Below are 17163 nucleotides of genomic sequence, written 5' to 3' on the forward strand. Positions count from 1 at the left end.
CATACTCATACTGATTACTCTCTTCACCTCTAATCGGTCAGTTTCATCACTCTGCGTCAGGTTCAAGATTGTCAAGGTCGAGGATACGCAACTCCAAGGCTCTTACCACCAAACGGGTGGCGTTAACACTCTCTCCTTCAGGAAAGAGTTTGTGGACCAGTTCATTCTGTCGCTTCTCCAGACTCTTCACGCCAAAGGGCATTCCCCGCAGGTTGGTAATCTGTTCTTTAGTATAGCCGAGGGCCAGATGACGCAGGAAACGCTCATCATATTCATCAATCTCATAGTTGACCAAAGCCTCTTGACGTACCAGTTGCATGGTAACATCCCGTTTGAAACGCTCAACAATCTTTTTGAGTATAGGTTCGTTGAATACCAGTTGTTTGCCTTCCATCACAGCTCCGACATCTGAACGAGTCAGCAATTCTCCACTTTTAAGAATGATGCCGTCTGCTCCCGCATCGAGTGCATCAACCCATAGTTTCTCATTGAGAATCTCGCCGGTAAAAATCAGCACTTTTACCTCTTTATAGTTTTGTTTGGTCTGACGACAGATTTCCACGCCAACAGTTGTAGAACCTCCAAGTCCGAGGTCAAGCAATACCAAGTCCGGTCTTTGCTGACGGATCAGCTTCCAATAGTCAGCTTCATTGCTTGCCGTACCTATGATGTCGGCTTCAGGAATATCGTTTCTGATGATTCCTTCCGTGCCTTTAAGTTCCAACGGCACATCTTCTACGATAATAAGTTTAAAGTTTTCCATATTTGGGTAATGTTAATTTCACATAAGTTTTACCATCCTCTACTGTTGCCCAAATACCACAACCACGCAAGTTTGTTGTTTCTCCATGATCGCGCACCACCTGTCGGCATAACAGATAAGGTATATGTTCTGAAGAGGAAGGGGTGAAGAGTGTTTCTGCCTCCTCCTTTGAAATATTCATGTGTGGTTGGGTAATAGTAAAGAGCCAATAACGGTTGTCTTTGCTCTCTACACTAACCTCGCTGTCTTTTTGCACCAAGATTTGCCACATCACATTCAGCGCATGGCTATCTCCCAAAACTTGATGACCATAGCAATCGACAGCCTTGAGATGAAGATGGAAGCGTTCCACTTGTCGAAGTGCTTGTTCGCTGAGAATACCATAGAGTTCGCGATAGTAGCTGACCACTTCTGCGAGATTGTTCTGATCATCTGCAGAAGCCAACTGTCGGATGCGGTTGGGATAATACATGGTCTCATGTTTTAGCGTTGACAAACAGTTGTCAAGTACGGCATTGGTAACATGAAGATTGCTACATTCAAGTTCTGCCCGCCGCAATTCGTCATCCGCCAGTTCGATATCTATGCGTTGTTTTTTCTCCCTATTGAACTGTTTATATAGTCGATGCCGATAATATTGCATATAGTAGGCTGGGATGAGAAGCATGAGGATGATGATGAGCAGAATGACCGCGATACGCTTATTAGATTGCGATTGCTGCATTTTTCGGCAATAGTCAGCAAGGGTATTGTCTGCTGAGAGTTCTTTATACAGTTGGGTGTAGGCTTTGTTATTATAAGCATAGAGTTGCCAATCGTGAAGGGCAAGGGCTGCCACCGCACTCTCATTACGAATGTCGAGCACTACTTGATAGTTGACATCAACACTATCGTGCAGCCACGCTATTTCTGGCGATAGTGTGGCACTCTCGTCAATCAGTTTCATGAGCAGGCAGCTGTCAGAGCGTTGTTTGAGATACTGCAAGTTAAGGTATTTCATGCATGAATCTGCAAATTCCAACGTGCGTTCATACGTTCCGTTGATGTTGGAGAAATAGGCTGAGTCTGCATAGATATGAGCCTGATTGCGGTTATATTGAGCGACCATGGTGTTCCACCCTACCATTAGCAACAACAATACTGTGAGCGTACGACGAACTCCTTTGGGCAATCGGAAGGCAAACCTACTCCCCTTTCCTACTGCGCTTTCTGCAGTCAGCGTACAGACGCTGAAGATGCTGCTTATCTTACGGTATTTCTCAATAATACCTTTACAGTTCATCAATCCGAACCCATGCGAGCGTTGTTCTCCTGTTGGCGTTTCGCCCACATGATCTATTACTGGCTTGGCATCGAAGAGATGGTCGAGGGTCTGTTGGTCCATTCCTTTGCCGGTATCGCTAACCGTTACCTCCACGTATGTTTCAGTTTCGCTGGCGCTGACCGTCACGAGTCCATTACGTTCTGTAAACTTCCGGGCATTATCTGCCAACGTATTAAGCATGAAGAGGGTGAGCACTCTGTCGGCCTTGACTACTGCGGTAGTTGGTTCCACTTCGAGTGTCACTTGTTTCATATTGAATCCTGTACGACTATGGGCAACAATATCGAAGAGTCCTTGAAGTGGGAAACTCTCGATATGGAGATTCAGACTGCCTTGACGCAATTGAATCCATTGTGTCAGCACATCATTATATTTATTGATTTGATCGGTCAGTTCCTGAATATAGCCAAGCCGTTCCTGCCGTATCTTGAGCATATTCTGCTGTTCATCAGTCGAAGGTTTAGCATGAGGAGTGTCCCCGAGTCGCTTCACTTCATGGAGAATACGGTCTATGAGTGGTATGATGCTGATGACAAGTGCGACCTTGGCCCGCTGTTCCAAATGCTGTTTTTCGTTGCGCTCCACCCTCATCCATGCTTCTGCAACTTCTTCTTGCTTTTGTTCCAGGATCTCTGTCAGTTGGTTGTCCTGCTTCTGCCTGCGGTTCATGCGGTTGAAGATCCAAAGTAACAGTATCAGCAGGAAGATGGCCACGATAACGGCTATTATCATGACGTTAAGTTGCATGGAAGCCACTTCATACATATTGGCGCGTGCTTCTAATTCACGATCCTGACGAGTGCGTTCCTGTATATCGATATAAACATTGCGGTTATAATCGCTTTGGGGTTTATCGTTGAGAGCCGCATAGGCCACACTCATCTGTTCGCGAATACTTGCCACAAGGTCTGGAGCCTGATTGATGCGTTTGTCTGCCAATGCTTGGTAAAGGTGTTTGAGGGCTTGGCGGTCGTCTCCCATGACATGGTAGCATGTGGCCAGCGTGCGGTGTGCACCTGCAATCTGATAGACATCGCCAAACTGCCGGAACAGCATGAGTGCCTCTTCTGCCAGTTGCAGGTCATTCTGACGTTCTGCCAAAGCCTCTTTGGCGTTGGCTTCAAAGTAGGGATAATGACAACGTTCTGCCATGGAAACACAATGGAAAAGATTTTCTATTTCTTCGTTGGCAATATCTTCGGCTGTTCCCTCTATGATAATACCTCCTGCGCCGATATTGTAGAGGTAATTAAGATACTGTGCTGTGTCGCGACGCACATCATCCTCGTTGATTTGTCGAATGGCATTGGAGGCTTGTCGCTCCAAACCTACATAATAATAGTAGGTGGAATTGACGATGGCCAATTCGCTCTCGGCATAAATCATCCGTCGGGTATCTCTTGGCGAGAGTGCTGCACGCTCTTCGTTGATACGGCGCAAACAGTTTAGTGCTCGTTCGCGATGCTCATAAAAATCACGATTGCGAGAACGACGTTGACAGAGTCGCATCAGTTGCACTTGCGAGACGAGTTGTTCTATCTGATTGTCGGTTAGCGTAGCAGCCTCTGTCAGTTGCTGTTCTGCCTTGGCATAATCCATCCGGACAATATTGGCGAAGGCCAGATTGTTGAGTGCTTCTGCCTTTCCGTCATCGTCATACTGTGCCAGTTGGAGGGCTTTTCGGGCATAATGCTCCACAGAATCCAACGAGCGGTAATGGGCTTCATAGGCCTTGTCGTTGAATTGTTGTACATCTTGCCGTGGAGGAGCCTGACATGAGCTCGTCAGCAGAAGGAGTGCTAATGGTGCAATAAAAAAAACGTAAAGGAGATTAAGAAATGAACTCTCTGCTTTTATCGCATCGTGTTTCATATCTTAATCTCCTTTTGTTTATGATGATAATAAGCCGATGATTTTCTCCTTTTAGCAAAGGGAGTGAGTCATCATGCGCGAGCAGCGGCTACATAGCCAAGTGCTTCCTTGCACTTGTCGGTAACATACTGCCAGTCGCCGGCTTTTACCTTGTCAGCGGGGAAGAGCTTCGAGCCCATACCTACGCAATAGACGCCAGCCTTGAACCATGCTTTGAGGTTTTCGGCTTCTGGAGCCACACCACCTGTAACCATGATTTTTGACCAAGGCATTGGAGCCTTCAGACCTTTTACCATGTTGGGACCTACCACATCGCCAGGGAACACCTTGGTCAGGTCGCATCCCAGTTCCTGGGCTTTACCGATTTCGCTGACTGTCATGCAGCCTGGGCAATAAGGCACAAGGCGGCGGTTGCACACGGGAGCAATTTCGGGATTGAACAATGGACCAACCACGAAGTTGGCACCCAACTGCAGATAAAGAGCTGCTGTGGGAGCGTCAACTACAGAACCGATACCGAGAGCCAGTTCGGGGCACTCTTTATCAGCCCATTTCACGAGTTCACCAAAAATCTCGTGGGCGAAATCGCCACGGTTGGTAAATTCGAATGCACGGACACCACCTTCGTAGCAGGCTTTTACCACATTCTTACAAACCTCAAGGTCTTTATTGTAGAATACAGGAACCATTCCTGTATCGCCGATTTTCTTCAGTACGGCTATCTTATCAAATTTACTCATAATGATTGCTATGATTAGAATGATTAGCGCTGAACACGTCCGTTGGCATTTCCGCCAGCCAAAGCCTCTACCTCGTCAGCACTTACAAGGTTGAAGTCGCCGTTGATAGTATGCTTCAGAGCTGAAGCAGCTACTGCAAACTCAAGGGCTTCACCCTGAGTTTTCTTGGTGAGCAGACCATGGATCAGACCACCAGAGAATGAGTCGCCACCACCTACGCGGTCGATGATGGGGTTGATCTCATAACGCTTCGACTGATAGAACTCCTTGCCATCGTAGATCAAAGCTTTCCAACCGTTGAAGGTTGCTGAGTAAGACTCACGAAGAGTAGATACTACATATTTGAAGCCGAAAGTTTCCTTCATCTGCTTGAAGATAGTCTCATAACCTGAAGCATCGGTCTTTCCACCTTCTACATCGGCATCGGGTTTGAATCCGAGACAGAGTTCTGCGTCTTCCTCGTTACCAATACATACATCAACATACTGCATAAGTGGACGCATGATAGAGATTGCTTTCTCTGAGGTCCAGAGCTTCTTACGGAAGTTCAGGTCAACAGAAACGGTCACTCCGTGACGCTTAGCAGCCTCACAAGCCAGACGGGTCAGCTCGGCAGCTTTGTCAGAAATGGCAGGAGTAATGCCTGACCAATGGAACCACTGAGCACCTTCCATGATTTTATCAAAGTCGAAATCGGATGCATCAGCCTCGGCAATAGCGCTGTTGGCACGGTCGTAGATAACCTTTGATGGGCGCATAGAAGCACCAGTCTCTGCATAGTAAAGACCGACACGGTCACCACCGCGAGCCACAAATTCGGTATTCACGCCATAGCGGCGCAGTGCGTTAACGGCAATCTGACCAATCTCGTGCTTGGGCAGTTTGCTGACAAAATAGGCTTCATGACCATAGTTGGCCACTGAGATTGCCACATTAGCCTCACCTCCACCGGGGATGATGCGGAATGATTCACTCTGAATGAAACGGTCGTTGCCGTTGGGTGACAGGCGAAGCATAATTTCGCCCAATGTTACGATTTTTGCCATTTGTTTTAGTAATTATCTGCTGTTTGATATTTTGTTTGCAAAAGTACATATTAAATTTCAAACGTGCAAATTCTATACTGTTTTTTCGATTTAAATATGCCGTAAACGTTTTAGTCTGACCTTTTTTTGCCCCTAAAGACGGCAGAAACAGACTATAAGAGTCATGCTATTCCGTATTGGTTATCATACACCTATTTTATATATATGTTTCAGAGTTTCTTCAGCACTTGATAGAATTTCTTCAGAACATCCACAATACCTTTATACAACTTTCGCATGATTCCGCCACAGCTTGCCACTCTTCATTTCTTACCATCAAACTCCCATTATCGTCTGTTATTTCTTGGGACTTACTTAGGACTCACTTAGGACTTATCGCTTGTAAACATCCCGAAGCCATTCCCAAGGCATCCCGAAGCCGAGAGCAAAGGCTTAAGTTTACTTTAAGACTATGCCGAGGCGAAAATGGCTCGACCAAAGGTCAAGGCATCCAGAAGCCGAGAGCAAAGGCTTAAGTTTACTTTAAGACTATGCCGAGGCGAAAATGGCTCGACCAAAGGTCAAGGCATCCAGAAGCCGAGAGCAAAGGCTAAAAATCGGTAATATATAACCACTCAATCCCTCCTCCACAACCAAACATGATACTATTATGCCATTTTCTGATACCAAGGACAGACTACATCTTAAGAAACAGACAAAGAAAAACGAGTTTTCTTTTTGTATTTTGAGCGAATTACATTACCTTTGCAACAACTATGGATACAGGCAAAATAAGGATCAAGGATATTGCCGAACGTGCTGGCGTCAGCGTCGGCACGGTCGATAGGGTGCTCCATAAGCGTCCCAACGTGTCGAAAAGCGCACTCGAGAAAGTAGAAAAGGCTTTAGCAGAAATGGACTACAAGCCCAATATGTATGCCTCTGCACTGGCGTACAACAAGTCGTACCAATTCTTTTGCATCCTTCCCAAACACGAATCGGAAGCATATTGGGACGAAGTGGAAGAAGGCACCCTGGCAGCATGCGAACGCTTCCGTGACTTCAGAGTCTCGGTCAAACTGCTCTATTACAATAGGTTTGCGACAGACACTTTTGAAAAGGTTATGGACGAATGTCTCAAGGAAGAACCAGACGGCATCATCATGGTGCCGACAAAAATCGACGTCATGCGCAAATACTGCGACTTGATTCACCAATGGCAGATTCCATTCGTACTACTCGACTCATACATGCCGGACCTCAAACCGCTGACATTCTTCGGACAAGACTCATTCTCCAGCGGATATTTTGCAGCACGCATGCTCATGATGCTCGCTCCTCACGAGACAGAAATCATGCTGATGAAACAAATGCGCAACGGCAACGTGGCATCAAAACAACAAGAAAACCGAGAAACGGGATTCCGACACTACATGCACGACCATTTCCCTGATGTAACGATTACAGAAGTTAACCTGTCACTCGACACCGAACGCGAACAATACGATGATATTCTCGAAGAATTCTTCACCTCGCATCCACTCATACACCATTGCATCACCTTTAATTCGAAGGCACATCTGGTAGGAGAATTTCTACTACGCTCCAACAGAAGAAACGTGCAGATTATGGGATACGACATGGTGCCCAAGAATGCTGAATGCGTACGCCAGGGAAGCATCTCATTTCTTATCGCACAGCATGGATTCATGCAAGGATACACCTGTGTCGATGCACTTTTCCGAGCCATCGTGCTGAAAAAAAAGGTGGAACCCATCAATTATATGCCCATCGAACTCCTCACCAAGGAGAATATCGACTTCTACCGACGTAACAACATCGGATAAACAGCTTCAGAAAACAAACTAAACTACTATACAAAATGAAACCACTCAAGACTTATCTCAAAATCAATCCAGCCGACTCGGTTGTAGTATGTCTCGAAGCCAAACAGAAAGGCGACATCATCGAAATCGACGACCAACAGATTTTCGTCAATCAAGACACTCCTGCCGGACACAAAGTGCTCATCAAGGATGTGAAACAAGGCGAAGACATCATCAAATACGGCTACCCTATCGGACATGCAAAGACTGACCTAAAAGCAGGCGACTGGGTAAACGAAAACAATCTGAAAACAAACCTCAGCGGAACACTTGAATACACCTATCAACCCGTTGATGCAACACTCAATATTGCCGACGAACACCGCACCTTCAAAGGTTATCTACGCAAAAACGGCGACGTAGGCGTACGAAACGAAATATGGATCGTTCCGACCGTGGGATGCGTCAACGGAATTGCAGAACAACTGGCACACAGACTGCAAGCAGAAACCCACTGCGAAGGTATTGACGCCATTTGGACTTGGCACCACAATTTCGGATGCTCACAACTCTCAGACGATCACGAGAATACTCGAAAAGTGCTACGCGACATCTGCCTACACCCCAATGCAGGTGGTGTACTCGTACTCAGTCTCGGATGTGAGAACAATCAACCCGAAGACTTCATGGCTATGTTGGGAGACTACGACAAAGACCGCATCAAACTGCTTGTCACACAACGTGTTGAAGGAGACGAAGTAGAAGCCGCCATGCAGGAACTACGCCAACTCTATCAAAACGCACGTCAAGACAAGCGCGTTGACGTACCCGTCAGCAAGCTCCGCATCGGACTGAAATGCGGTGGTAGCGACGGATTCAGCGGAATCACAGCCAACCCACTCGTGGGAGAATTCAGCGACTGGCTCGTAGCACAAGGCGGAACAAGCGTTCTGACAGAAGTTCCTGAAATGTTTGGAGCAGAAACCATTCTCATGAACCGCTGCAAAACTCCAGAACTCTTCCAGCAAACCGTTTCTATGGTCAACAACTTCAAAGAGTATTTCCTCGCACACGGAGAACCCGTAGGAGAAAACCCAAGCCCAGGAAACAAAGCAGGAGGCATTTCCACCCTCGAAGACAAAGCATTAGGATGCACACAAAAATGCGGAAAAGCACCTGTGAGCGGCGTCATGGAATACGGAGACCGACTGCAACACGACGGACTCAACCTGCTTTCTGCACCAGGAAACGACCTCGTTGCATCTACCGCTCTGGCTGCCAGCGGTTGCCATATCGTACTCTTCACTACCGGACGCGGAACACCATTCGGCACTTTCGTACCCACCATGAAGATTGCCACCAACCCCACTTTGGCAAAAAACAAACCACATTGGGTAGATTTCTCTGCCGGACAACTCATAGAAGGACGCACCATGCAAGAACTGCTGCCTGAATTCATCGACAAAGTACTGGCTGTGGCAAGCGGACAACAGGCACGAAACGAAGAACATGGCTATCGCGAAATATCCATCTTCAAAAATGGAGTTACGTTATAATAAAAATATAATCACAAAAAAGGTGTAACACAATCGTGAAAAAAGGCATCATCGCACTATCACCACTATTGGTGTTCATCGTCCTATATCTAGTCACGAGTATCATTGCTCGTGACTTTTACAAAGTGCCCATCACCGTGGCTTTCATGGTGGCCTCTATCTATGCGGTCATTATGGCAGGAGGAATCCCACTACGCAAACGCATAGACATCTACAGCCGAGGAGCAGGAACAGGACAGATGATGCTGATGATATGGATTTTTATCTTGGCAGGAGCCTTTGCCAATAGCGCAAAGGCCATGGGATCTATCGACGCTACCGTCAATTTAGCACTTACACTACTGCCCGCCAACATGCTGCTGGCAGGACTGTTTCTGGCGGCTTGCTTCATTTCGCTCTCTGTGGGAACAAGCGTAGGCACAATCGTCGCCCTGACCCCTATTGCAGCAGGCGTTGCCTGTCAGACCGGTACAGCACTACCACTCATGGTGGCAGTCGTAGTTGGCGGTTCGTTCTTCGGCGACAACCTCTCATTCATATCCGACACGACAATTGTTGCTACCTCAACCCAAGGTTGCAGACTCTCAGACAAATTCCGAGTCAACTCCTATATCGTCATTCCTGCAGCCATCGCTATCCTCGCCATATATGTGGTCATGGGACTCCATACTCAGGCACCACAAAAGGTAGGACCAGTATCGCTACTAAAGGTTATACCATACCTCGTCGTTCTGCTGACAGCAGTTTGCGGAATGAACGTCATGGCAGTACTCACGCTGGGCATCGCACTCACAGGAGCCATAGGCCTTATCGACGGATCGTTTGACTTCTACGGATGGATGGGATCCATGGGGCAAGGTATCATGGGAATGGGTGAACTCATCATTATCACCATGATGGCAGGAGGCCTGCTGGAAATCATCAAACACCAGGGAGGAATAGACTTCCTTATCCAGCGCATGACGCGTCATATCCACACCAAACGGGGAGCAGAACTCGCTATCGCCGCTCTGGTATCGCTCGTTGACCTCTGTACAGCCAATAATACCGTGGCAATCATTACCGTAGGAGGTATTGCCAAGCAAATAGGCGACCGTTTCGGAGTAGATAACCGGAAATGCGCATCCATACTCGACACCTTCTCATGCATGATGCAGGGACTTATACCCTATGGAGCACAAATGCTAATGGCTGCAGGACTGGCTGCACTCAACCCCATCAGCATTCTGCCTTATCTCTATTATCCAATGGCAATCGGCTTTACTGCCCTACTCGCCATCTTGTTGCGTTATCCTAAACACGTATCCTGATTATGAACATCATCCAGCGCAATTGTATCCGTCTGCTACGCGAAGGGGCTTTCAACGAGCATCTGACGCTTGAACCCATGTCGGCATGGAAATGGGAACGCGCACTCGTCTTTGCACAAATCCATGATATTACACCATGGGTATTTGACGGAATACGACAGTCTGCCGATGACTTCTTCCTACGTCTTGACGCAAGTCTATTGGCCAACTGGCAACAAGCAACTATTCATGCCGTTTCAGAGCAAGCAGAAGCCGATATCGACAAACAAGAAACCGAAGAACAACGGTTGTCCAATCCCCTACTCAACAGAAAACTGCGCCGACTGCTCCAACAAGCTGAAAAGGAAATATCGATAGAAAGCCTGCAAGCTACTAAGGCTTTCATGCTACGGTTGGTAGGAATCTCGCGCAACCTACTCACACAAGGCATACATCTACGGCGCTTCGTAGAACTGGCCATCTATCTACGAACCACACGCGACAACATCGACTATGAACACATCCGTTCATGGATAACACAACTCTACATGGAACATGTTGCCAGTCTGACAGCTTCCGTATTGGTCAGTCTCTTCGACTTCGATGCCGGCAATATCCCATTTGCAGAGGCATCTTCACCCAAAGAAGCACAGCAACTGATACGCGAATTCATGAAGATTTCAGGCAACGAACTCGATGAATGGTACTTCACACAAGGAGACCATGTCTTTGTCGGCACCAACAATTCCAGTTCTCTTATCTGGCACGTGAGACACTCCTTCAGATACATGTATGTTTTCCCACAAGAGTCACCATTCAATCTTTTGGGAAACTTCATCCATTCCCTATCGCATATCGAAGAATAATCGAATCTGAATATCAGAAATTCCGTTTGATGTAAACGAATCTGAAAAAAAATATATACCTTTGCATCAATCTTGGTAAACCGACCGACGAATCTCCATAGGTTAACGCCATAGAAATGATCACAATTAAATATTATTATTAAAAAACAATTAATCATATGGAAACTAAAGAATTCAACTACTCAGGCATGTGTCTCAACGGTATCATAATGCTCGTGCTCAATCTGTTATGCTTCTTCGGAGGTATTGCATTAGTCATTACAGCCATCAGCATGGAAGAATGGGAACTCGCCTGCTCCATCACCAGCGGTATTGCCGGAGGACTTCTTATACTACTCTCGCTTATCATGGCAGGAGGATTCATCCTCGTAGAACCGGGAGAAGCTCGTGTCCTGATGTTTTTCGGCAAATACAAAGGAACCTTCACCAAGGCCGGTTTCTATTGGATACACCCCTTCATAAACCAAAAGAAACTATCACTCCGAGCACGTAACCTTGACGGGAAACCCATTAAGGTAAACGATAAAACGGGAAATCCTGTAATGATTGGAATGGTACTGGTATGGAAGCTGAAAGATACCTATAAAGCCATGTTTGAAATTGACTCACAGACCATGGCAAGCCAACAAACACAAGGAATCGCTACCGCAGCAGGAATCATGAACGCCTTCGAACTCTTCGTAAGCATTCAAGCAGATGCCGCCCTACGACAAGTGGCTGGACAATATGCTTATGACAACGAAAACAACAACACCCAAGAGCTGACACTACGCGACGGAAGCGATGAAATCAACAAACAACTGGAAGCACATATCGACGAACGACTGGCGATGGCTGGCATAGAAGTAATTGAAGCACGAATCAACTATCTGGCTTATGCACCGGAAATTGCTGCCGTGATGCTGCGTCGCCAACAAGCTACAGCCATTATTGCTGCACGCGAAAAGATTGTAGAAGGGGCCGTATCAATGGTTAAAATGGCACTCGACAAACTAAACAACGAGGGAGTAATGACACTTGACGACGACAAAAAAGCAGCGATGGTGAGCAATCTGCTTGTCGTACTCTGTAGCGATGATGCTGCCCAACCCGTGGTAAATACCAGCGCATCCAACTAAAGAAGTCCTCACACGAACATACCATTAGTTACGCATTCCTGATGAAAAATCATCAGGAATGCGTAATTTTGCATACGAAAAACTATAAAAAACAAGCTATATGAAGAATTTCAACTATTATGCTCCAACACAAGTTGCGTTTGGTCGCAATACAGAAAGCCAAGTGGCAGAACTCGTAAAAAAACACGGAGGTTCAAAGGTTTTAATACATTATGGCGGACAAAGCGCCATACGCTCTGGCCTCTTGGCGAAAGTAGAACAGATCCTCACAGAAGCAGGAATAGCATACGTAAAACTGGGAGGCGTAAAACCCAACCCACGTCTTTCACTCGTAAGAAAGGGCATAGAACTCTGTAAGGAGGAAAATGTAGATTTTCTCCTTGCCGTAGGCGGGGGATCTGTCATTGACTCCTGCAAAGCCATATCATCTGGACGATTCTACCAAGGTGATGTATGGACACTATACGAGCACAAGGATCACGCAACACAATATCTTCCTATCGGCTGTATCCTGACTATCCCCGCAGCTGGCAGCGAGATGAGCAACGGCTCGGTAATCACCAATGATGAGGTAGAGAGCTGGCTCAAAAAAGACTATTGCGTAGATGAGTTCAGATGCAAATTTGCCATCATGAATCAAGAATTGACAAGCACATGGCTACAAGCATTTACGCCATACTAAGAAGACCCTTCTATCATATATGCAGGAAGGGTCTTCTTTTTTGCGCGCATTATAGACTCCAGAAGATGTCTCTGTAGGGCCTTTACAAAACCTGAAGGACCTATCAAATGCCCCATTTGTCCGCAGATATCATAATATTTGTTGTCCGAATACATCAATGAGACTTCATGTAAGTGAGTTGCCAAGGCCGGTATTACCATCGGAACAAGCGGTTCTCGCATCTCACGAGACGCCTGGGAGAGGATAAATTTGATAAAATGAGTGCCCCTACCAGTGTTTGGCATCGTTGGAGCGGTAGTACTAAAAATATCGTAAGTCATTGATAATTAATTTTTTAATCATTTAAATTACTTGTTACTTGTTGTGCCGTAATCTCAATCTCAGTTCTCTCAATTAAAAAAAACATACCCCCTAACTTTACTTTCTTATATATATATTATTGATTATTAAATAGTTATAAGTATATAAAGAAGGGGTTTCGTTTTTCATGTGACTATTTTATAATTGAGATAACTGTGATTGAGATTCTTTCTCTATCGAAAACGATCTGTCAATCGGGTGATGAAGTGGCAGGATTTCCCTCTCCTTGGCGTCAAGGCCATATAAACTGGTTTCCGCCTTGTGAAGCAAGTTCATTTATGGGTAGTAAACATTTTGATAAAAATGTCCTCAAATCGCAAGAAACGTATGATTGTTTTTTGGGGATGTTGTATCTTTGCAACGTGGTTCAAGAGAGAATCACTCATCGCACAAAACATTCCGTCCGCACACAGTCGTAGTCAACTCCTAAGTAAGTCACAAGTGACTCCGCACTAAATCCCAATATTTAGCGGACAATGATGTGACAAAGATGGGAGAAACAAGGAACAGAACAGGAGAATACCACGATGTGGGAATGTTGAGAGCGAGAAAATATCACATCATGAAACAACAAAACCCGAACATATCCCGATGATGACCCGAACACACAGGGAAGCAATAGTATGATATGAAAGTTAAGCCAAATGAGCAGAGTTAAGTTCACTTGAACTATGCCATGGCGAGAAAAGGTGCCATGAAATGGAACGTTTCTGCGGACTGTTTTTACCTATCAACTCAAAATGGGAAAAGCAATGGAAGAATTATCGTCATGACAATGCCTATGATAATCTGCAAAGGCAATCCCACGATAATATAATCCATAAAAGTATATCGACCGGCTTTCATCACCAAAGCATTGGGAGGGGTTGAAAATGGCGATGCAAAACACATACTGGCTCCCAATGTTACGGCAAACATGAATGAGTATGGACTCACTCCGATTTGTTGGGCTGCAGTAAGGGCAATAGGAGCCATCAATACCGCCGTTGCTGTATTGCTAATAAACATAGTCATCAATGAAGTGGTGAAATACATACCTGCCAATAAGGCATAAGGACCTAACGCTCCCAGACTCCTTACTAGATTTTCAGACACTATCTGTGACACACCCGTCTTTTCCAAAGCAATTGACATAGGCATCATACTTGCAATCAACATAACGCTCTCCCAATTGATGGTCTTATACGCAGCATCCACACTTCGGAAACAACCTGCAAAAACCATCAGCAAGGCTGCTGACACAACCGCAACCACAGGCGCTATGGGAATGAAATCGAACACCATCATCACGATCATCAAAAGCATGATAGCTGCAGCTACTGGTGCCTTGTAATCAAGGGAAACCCTCTCCATCAACTTGTCAGGACGACCTAATACTACCCAGTTTTCATTTTCGTGGTTCATCTGCATGATTTTTTCCCACTGACCCTGCACCAACAGGATGTCACCGTTTTGCAAGCGATGTTCACTGAGTTCTTCCTTAATATACTTCTTATCTCTGTGAATACTGAGAATATTGACCGAGTAATCCTCACGCAGACGGGAATCCCTGATACGGGTTCCGATAAGGCGCGAGGTGGGAAGTACTACAATCTCAGAAATGCCTATATCATAGAAATCAAGTCGGTCGGTTGACATGCTGACAAGATGACGCTCACGGGCAAATGTCTCCATTGCCTGTTTGTCGCCATAGAAATATAAGATGTCACCCTGCACTATCATAGTGTCCGCCCAAGCCATATTCTGACGGATTTCCTTGCCCAACGCGTTCTTCGTTTCATTGCGTATTTCAAGTATCGTCAATCCATACTTATTCTGCAAGTCCAAATCTTGCACTCGCATGCCAGCCAATCCTCCTTTGTTGTTGCCTACACTATACTTATAGATATTTTCATGAAGCTGATACTGAACTGCCAAATCATCAACGCTCTTGCCTTTGCCACCGTTTTGATGTTTGCCTTTCTTCTTAATGAGCAACAAACTCATTGGCAACAATACAGCCAGACCGATAGCAATCACAATAACACCAACTGGGAAAAAAGAAAAGAACTTCAACGGAGCATAACCATTCTCTTCAAGTGTTTCACTAATAACAAGGTTAGGAGGAGTACCTATCAATGTCAGCATACCACCAAGACTACCAGCAAAGGCAACTGGCATTAACAGACGCGACGAACGTATGCCGGAACTTGCAGCCATACTCATAATGATGGGCATCATAATAGCAACCGTTCCTGTATTGCTCACAAAAGCACCAATAATAGAAGTGGCCAATACCACATATATCAAAGCTCTGGTCTCATTACCTTTAGCCATTTTCGAAATGCTATTACCTGCCGATTGAGCTAATCCGGTTTGAAATATTGCTCCACCAACAACAAAAAGTCCCACCATCATGATAAGAATTGGCGATGAAAAACCACTTAGTGCTTCACTTGTTGTTAGAACACCTGTTGCAGTAAGAACCATGAGAGAAGATAAGGCAACAATATCGCCACGCACCCTTCCCCAGATAAACATGGCTATAGTTATAATCAATACAATTATAGTTATGGTCATGAATCTATTATATTTTGTTATTCTACAAAGATACTACAATATCACAAGACATACGAAAATACCATAAAGCTACAACCATAATATTAACCAAAGTTAACATGTTTTGAGGGTTGTTATCAACACATAGACTAACAACATTCACAATAATCGGAAACAATAAGCCGAAGTACCTCATGCCACATCAATAATGGCCTATGTTAGAATCATAAGAAGGAGAGCATCATTCACGCGTGAAGAGAGCGTGGAGAGAGCGTGGAGAGAGCGTGAATACAAGAAAAATATGCCATCGCAAGAATACGAGGGATAAAATCCAATCCCCAATCGACACCTTAGCAGCAATCGGTTGGGGACTGTTATGATTCGTATAAAATCTCTTAAGCCACTACTTGAATAACATATTCTATGGACTTAAACTGATAAATAATCACTCATCATTTCGATTTCGCAGGTACAAAGGTCTCGTAGGTCTGATCATCATAATAAACGCGAATCTCTGTAACCTTGCGCGGTTGTCTGTCAATGTTTTTCATATCACATGCAGAAAATTCCAATCGTGTACTTTTTACACCATGTGAATAACTATGTTGATAAGCCGGTTCTGCACGATCTTGAACTGCAGAATCAAAATCTAATGTTGGCTCCGATGGGGTGGAAGTGGCTGATAAAGAGCTATCGACAGGTTCTGAAGAGGCACCTATATGCATGTCTCCGATACCCATCAACAACCAGTCGGTGTTTATAACAGGTATCTTCTTTTTGATGGCCTCGACAATGTTAAGGGTAGGACGGGTACGTCCATTGAATATACTGCTCAATGTTGCAGCCGACAATCCAACGAAGTCGGCGAACACTTGTTGACTCATATGCTGCTCTTCCATGACGAGCCTGATGCGATCTTTCATCTCCATAAGGTATGATTTTAGTGCAAAATTAGTATTTTGGATTCGGTTTACAAAGGTAAACAGAATTTTTGAGATACACAACAAATGTAGAAGGAATTTGCGTTTTAAAATTATAGCTTTCAAATTCAGAATTTAAAACTCCAAAGCATCGAAGGGGTTGTTTTTAGATTTTGATTTTAAAACCAAAATTTCAAGTACTAAAAGTGATATCCCGCAAGATTTTAGCGTTTTTTCTTAACTATATGGTTACTATTGTGTTATTTACGAAAGTCGAGTTCAAA

The 17163-nt window shown here is 45.1% G+C and carries 11 protein-coding genes and 1 pseudogene; 6 read left to right on the plus strand and 6 right to left on the minus strand.

Annotated elements, in window-relative coordinates:
• Window positions 1-46: 46 nt before the first annotated feature.
• From CIK90_RS12535 to CIK90_RS12550, 4 genes are all read right to left on the minus strand, one after another.
• Window positions 47-763: a DUF5932 domain-containing protein gene (locus tag CIK90_RS12535; RefSeq protein ID WP_094389669.1), complete on the minus strand. Its 717-nt coding sequence runs from the start codon at window positions 761-763 to the stop codon at window positions 47-49.
• Entirely contained in the window at window positions 750-3959 is a 3210-nt protein-coding gene (locus CIK90_RS12540) for a DUF5112 domain-containing protein (protein WP_094389670.1), read from the minus strand. The genes CIK90_RS12535 and CIK90_RS12540 overlap by 14 nt, the downstream gene beginning before the upstream one ends.
• 71 nt (window positions 3960-4030) lie before the next feature.
• Entirely contained in the window at window positions 4031-4699 is a 669-nt protein-coding gene (locus CIK90_RS12545) for a bifunctional 4-hydroxy-2-oxoglutarate aldolase/2-dehydro-3-deoxy-phosphogluconate aldolase (protein ID WP_094389671.1), read from the minus strand.
• A 23-nt stretch (window positions 4700-4722) separates the two neighbouring features.
• On the minus strand, window positions 4723-5745 hold the full coding sequence (locus tag CIK90_RS12550; RefSeq protein ID WP_094389672.1) for a sugar kinase: 1023 nt from the start codon (window positions 5743-5745) through the stop codon (window positions 4723-4725).
• A 755-nt stretch (window positions 5746-6500) separates the two neighbouring features.
• Here CIK90_RS12550 and CIK90_RS12555 point away from each other — a divergent pair.
• The 6 genes and pseudogenes from CIK90_RS12555 to CIK90_RS12580 all read left to right on the plus strand — a co-directional run.
• Complete coding sequence (locus tag CIK90_RS12555) at window positions 6501-7571, plus strand: LacI family DNA-binding transcriptional regulator (RefSeq protein ID WP_094389673.1); 1071 nt, start codon at window positions 6501-6503, stop codon at window positions 7569-7571.
• A gap of 35 nt (window positions 7572-7606) precedes the next feature.
• On the plus strand, window positions 7607-9106 hold the full coding sequence (locus CIK90_RS12560) for a UxaA family hydrolase (RefSeq protein ID WP_094389674.1): 1500 nt from the start codon (window positions 7607-7609) through the stop codon (window positions 9104-9106).
• Between the two features lie 35 nt (window positions 9107-9141).
• Window positions 9142-10416 carry a Na+/H+ antiporter NhaC family protein gene (locus CIK90_RS12565; protein ID WP_094465681.1) on the plus strand — a complete coding sequence of 425 codons (1275 nt, stop codon included), beginning with the start codon at window positions 9142-9144 and terminating at the stop codon, window positions 10414-10416.
• A 2-nt stretch (window positions 10417-10418) separates the two neighbouring features.
• Complete coding sequence (locus tag CIK90_RS12570) at window positions 10419-11261, plus strand: hypothetical protein (protein WP_094389676.1); 843 nt, start codon at window positions 10419-10421, stop codon at window positions 11259-11261.
• Between the two features lie 158 nt (window positions 11262-11419).
• Complete coding sequence (locus CIK90_RS12575; RefSeq protein WP_094389677.1) at window positions 11420-12379, plus strand: SPFH domain-containing protein; 960 nt, start codon at window positions 11420-11422, stop codon at window positions 12377-12379.
• A gap of 100 nt (window positions 12380-12479) precedes the next feature.
• A pseudogene (locus tag CIK90_RS12580) lies at window positions 12480-13034 on the plus strand (iron-containing alcohol dehydrogenase); the annotation flags it as partial.
• Window positions 13035-14156: 1122 nt separating this feature from the next.
• On the opposite strand, the gene CIK90_RS12590 reads toward CIK90_RS12580, so the two are convergent.
• Together CIK90_RS12590 and CIK90_RS12595 are read right to left on the minus strand one after the other, a co-directional pair.
• Window positions 14157-15980, minus strand: a complete 1824-nt coding sequence (locus tag CIK90_RS12590; protein ID WP_094465687.1) for an SLC13 family permease — start codon at window positions 15978-15980, stop codon at window positions 14157-14159.
• A 431-nt stretch (window positions 15981-16411) separates the two neighbouring features.
• Window positions 16412-16882 carry a helix-turn-helix domain-containing protein gene (locus CIK90_RS12595; RefSeq protein WP_094465689.1) on the minus strand — a complete coding sequence of 157 codons (471 nt, stop codon included), beginning with the start codon at window positions 16880-16882 and terminating at the stop codon, window positions 16412-16414.
• Window positions 16883-17163: the final 281 nt, after the last annotated feature.

Source organism: Prevotella sp. P5-126 (assembly GCF_002251185.1).
In the GTDB taxonomy this organism is placed as follows: Bacteria; Bacteroidota; Bacteroidia; order Bacteroidales; family Bacteroidaceae; genus Prevotella.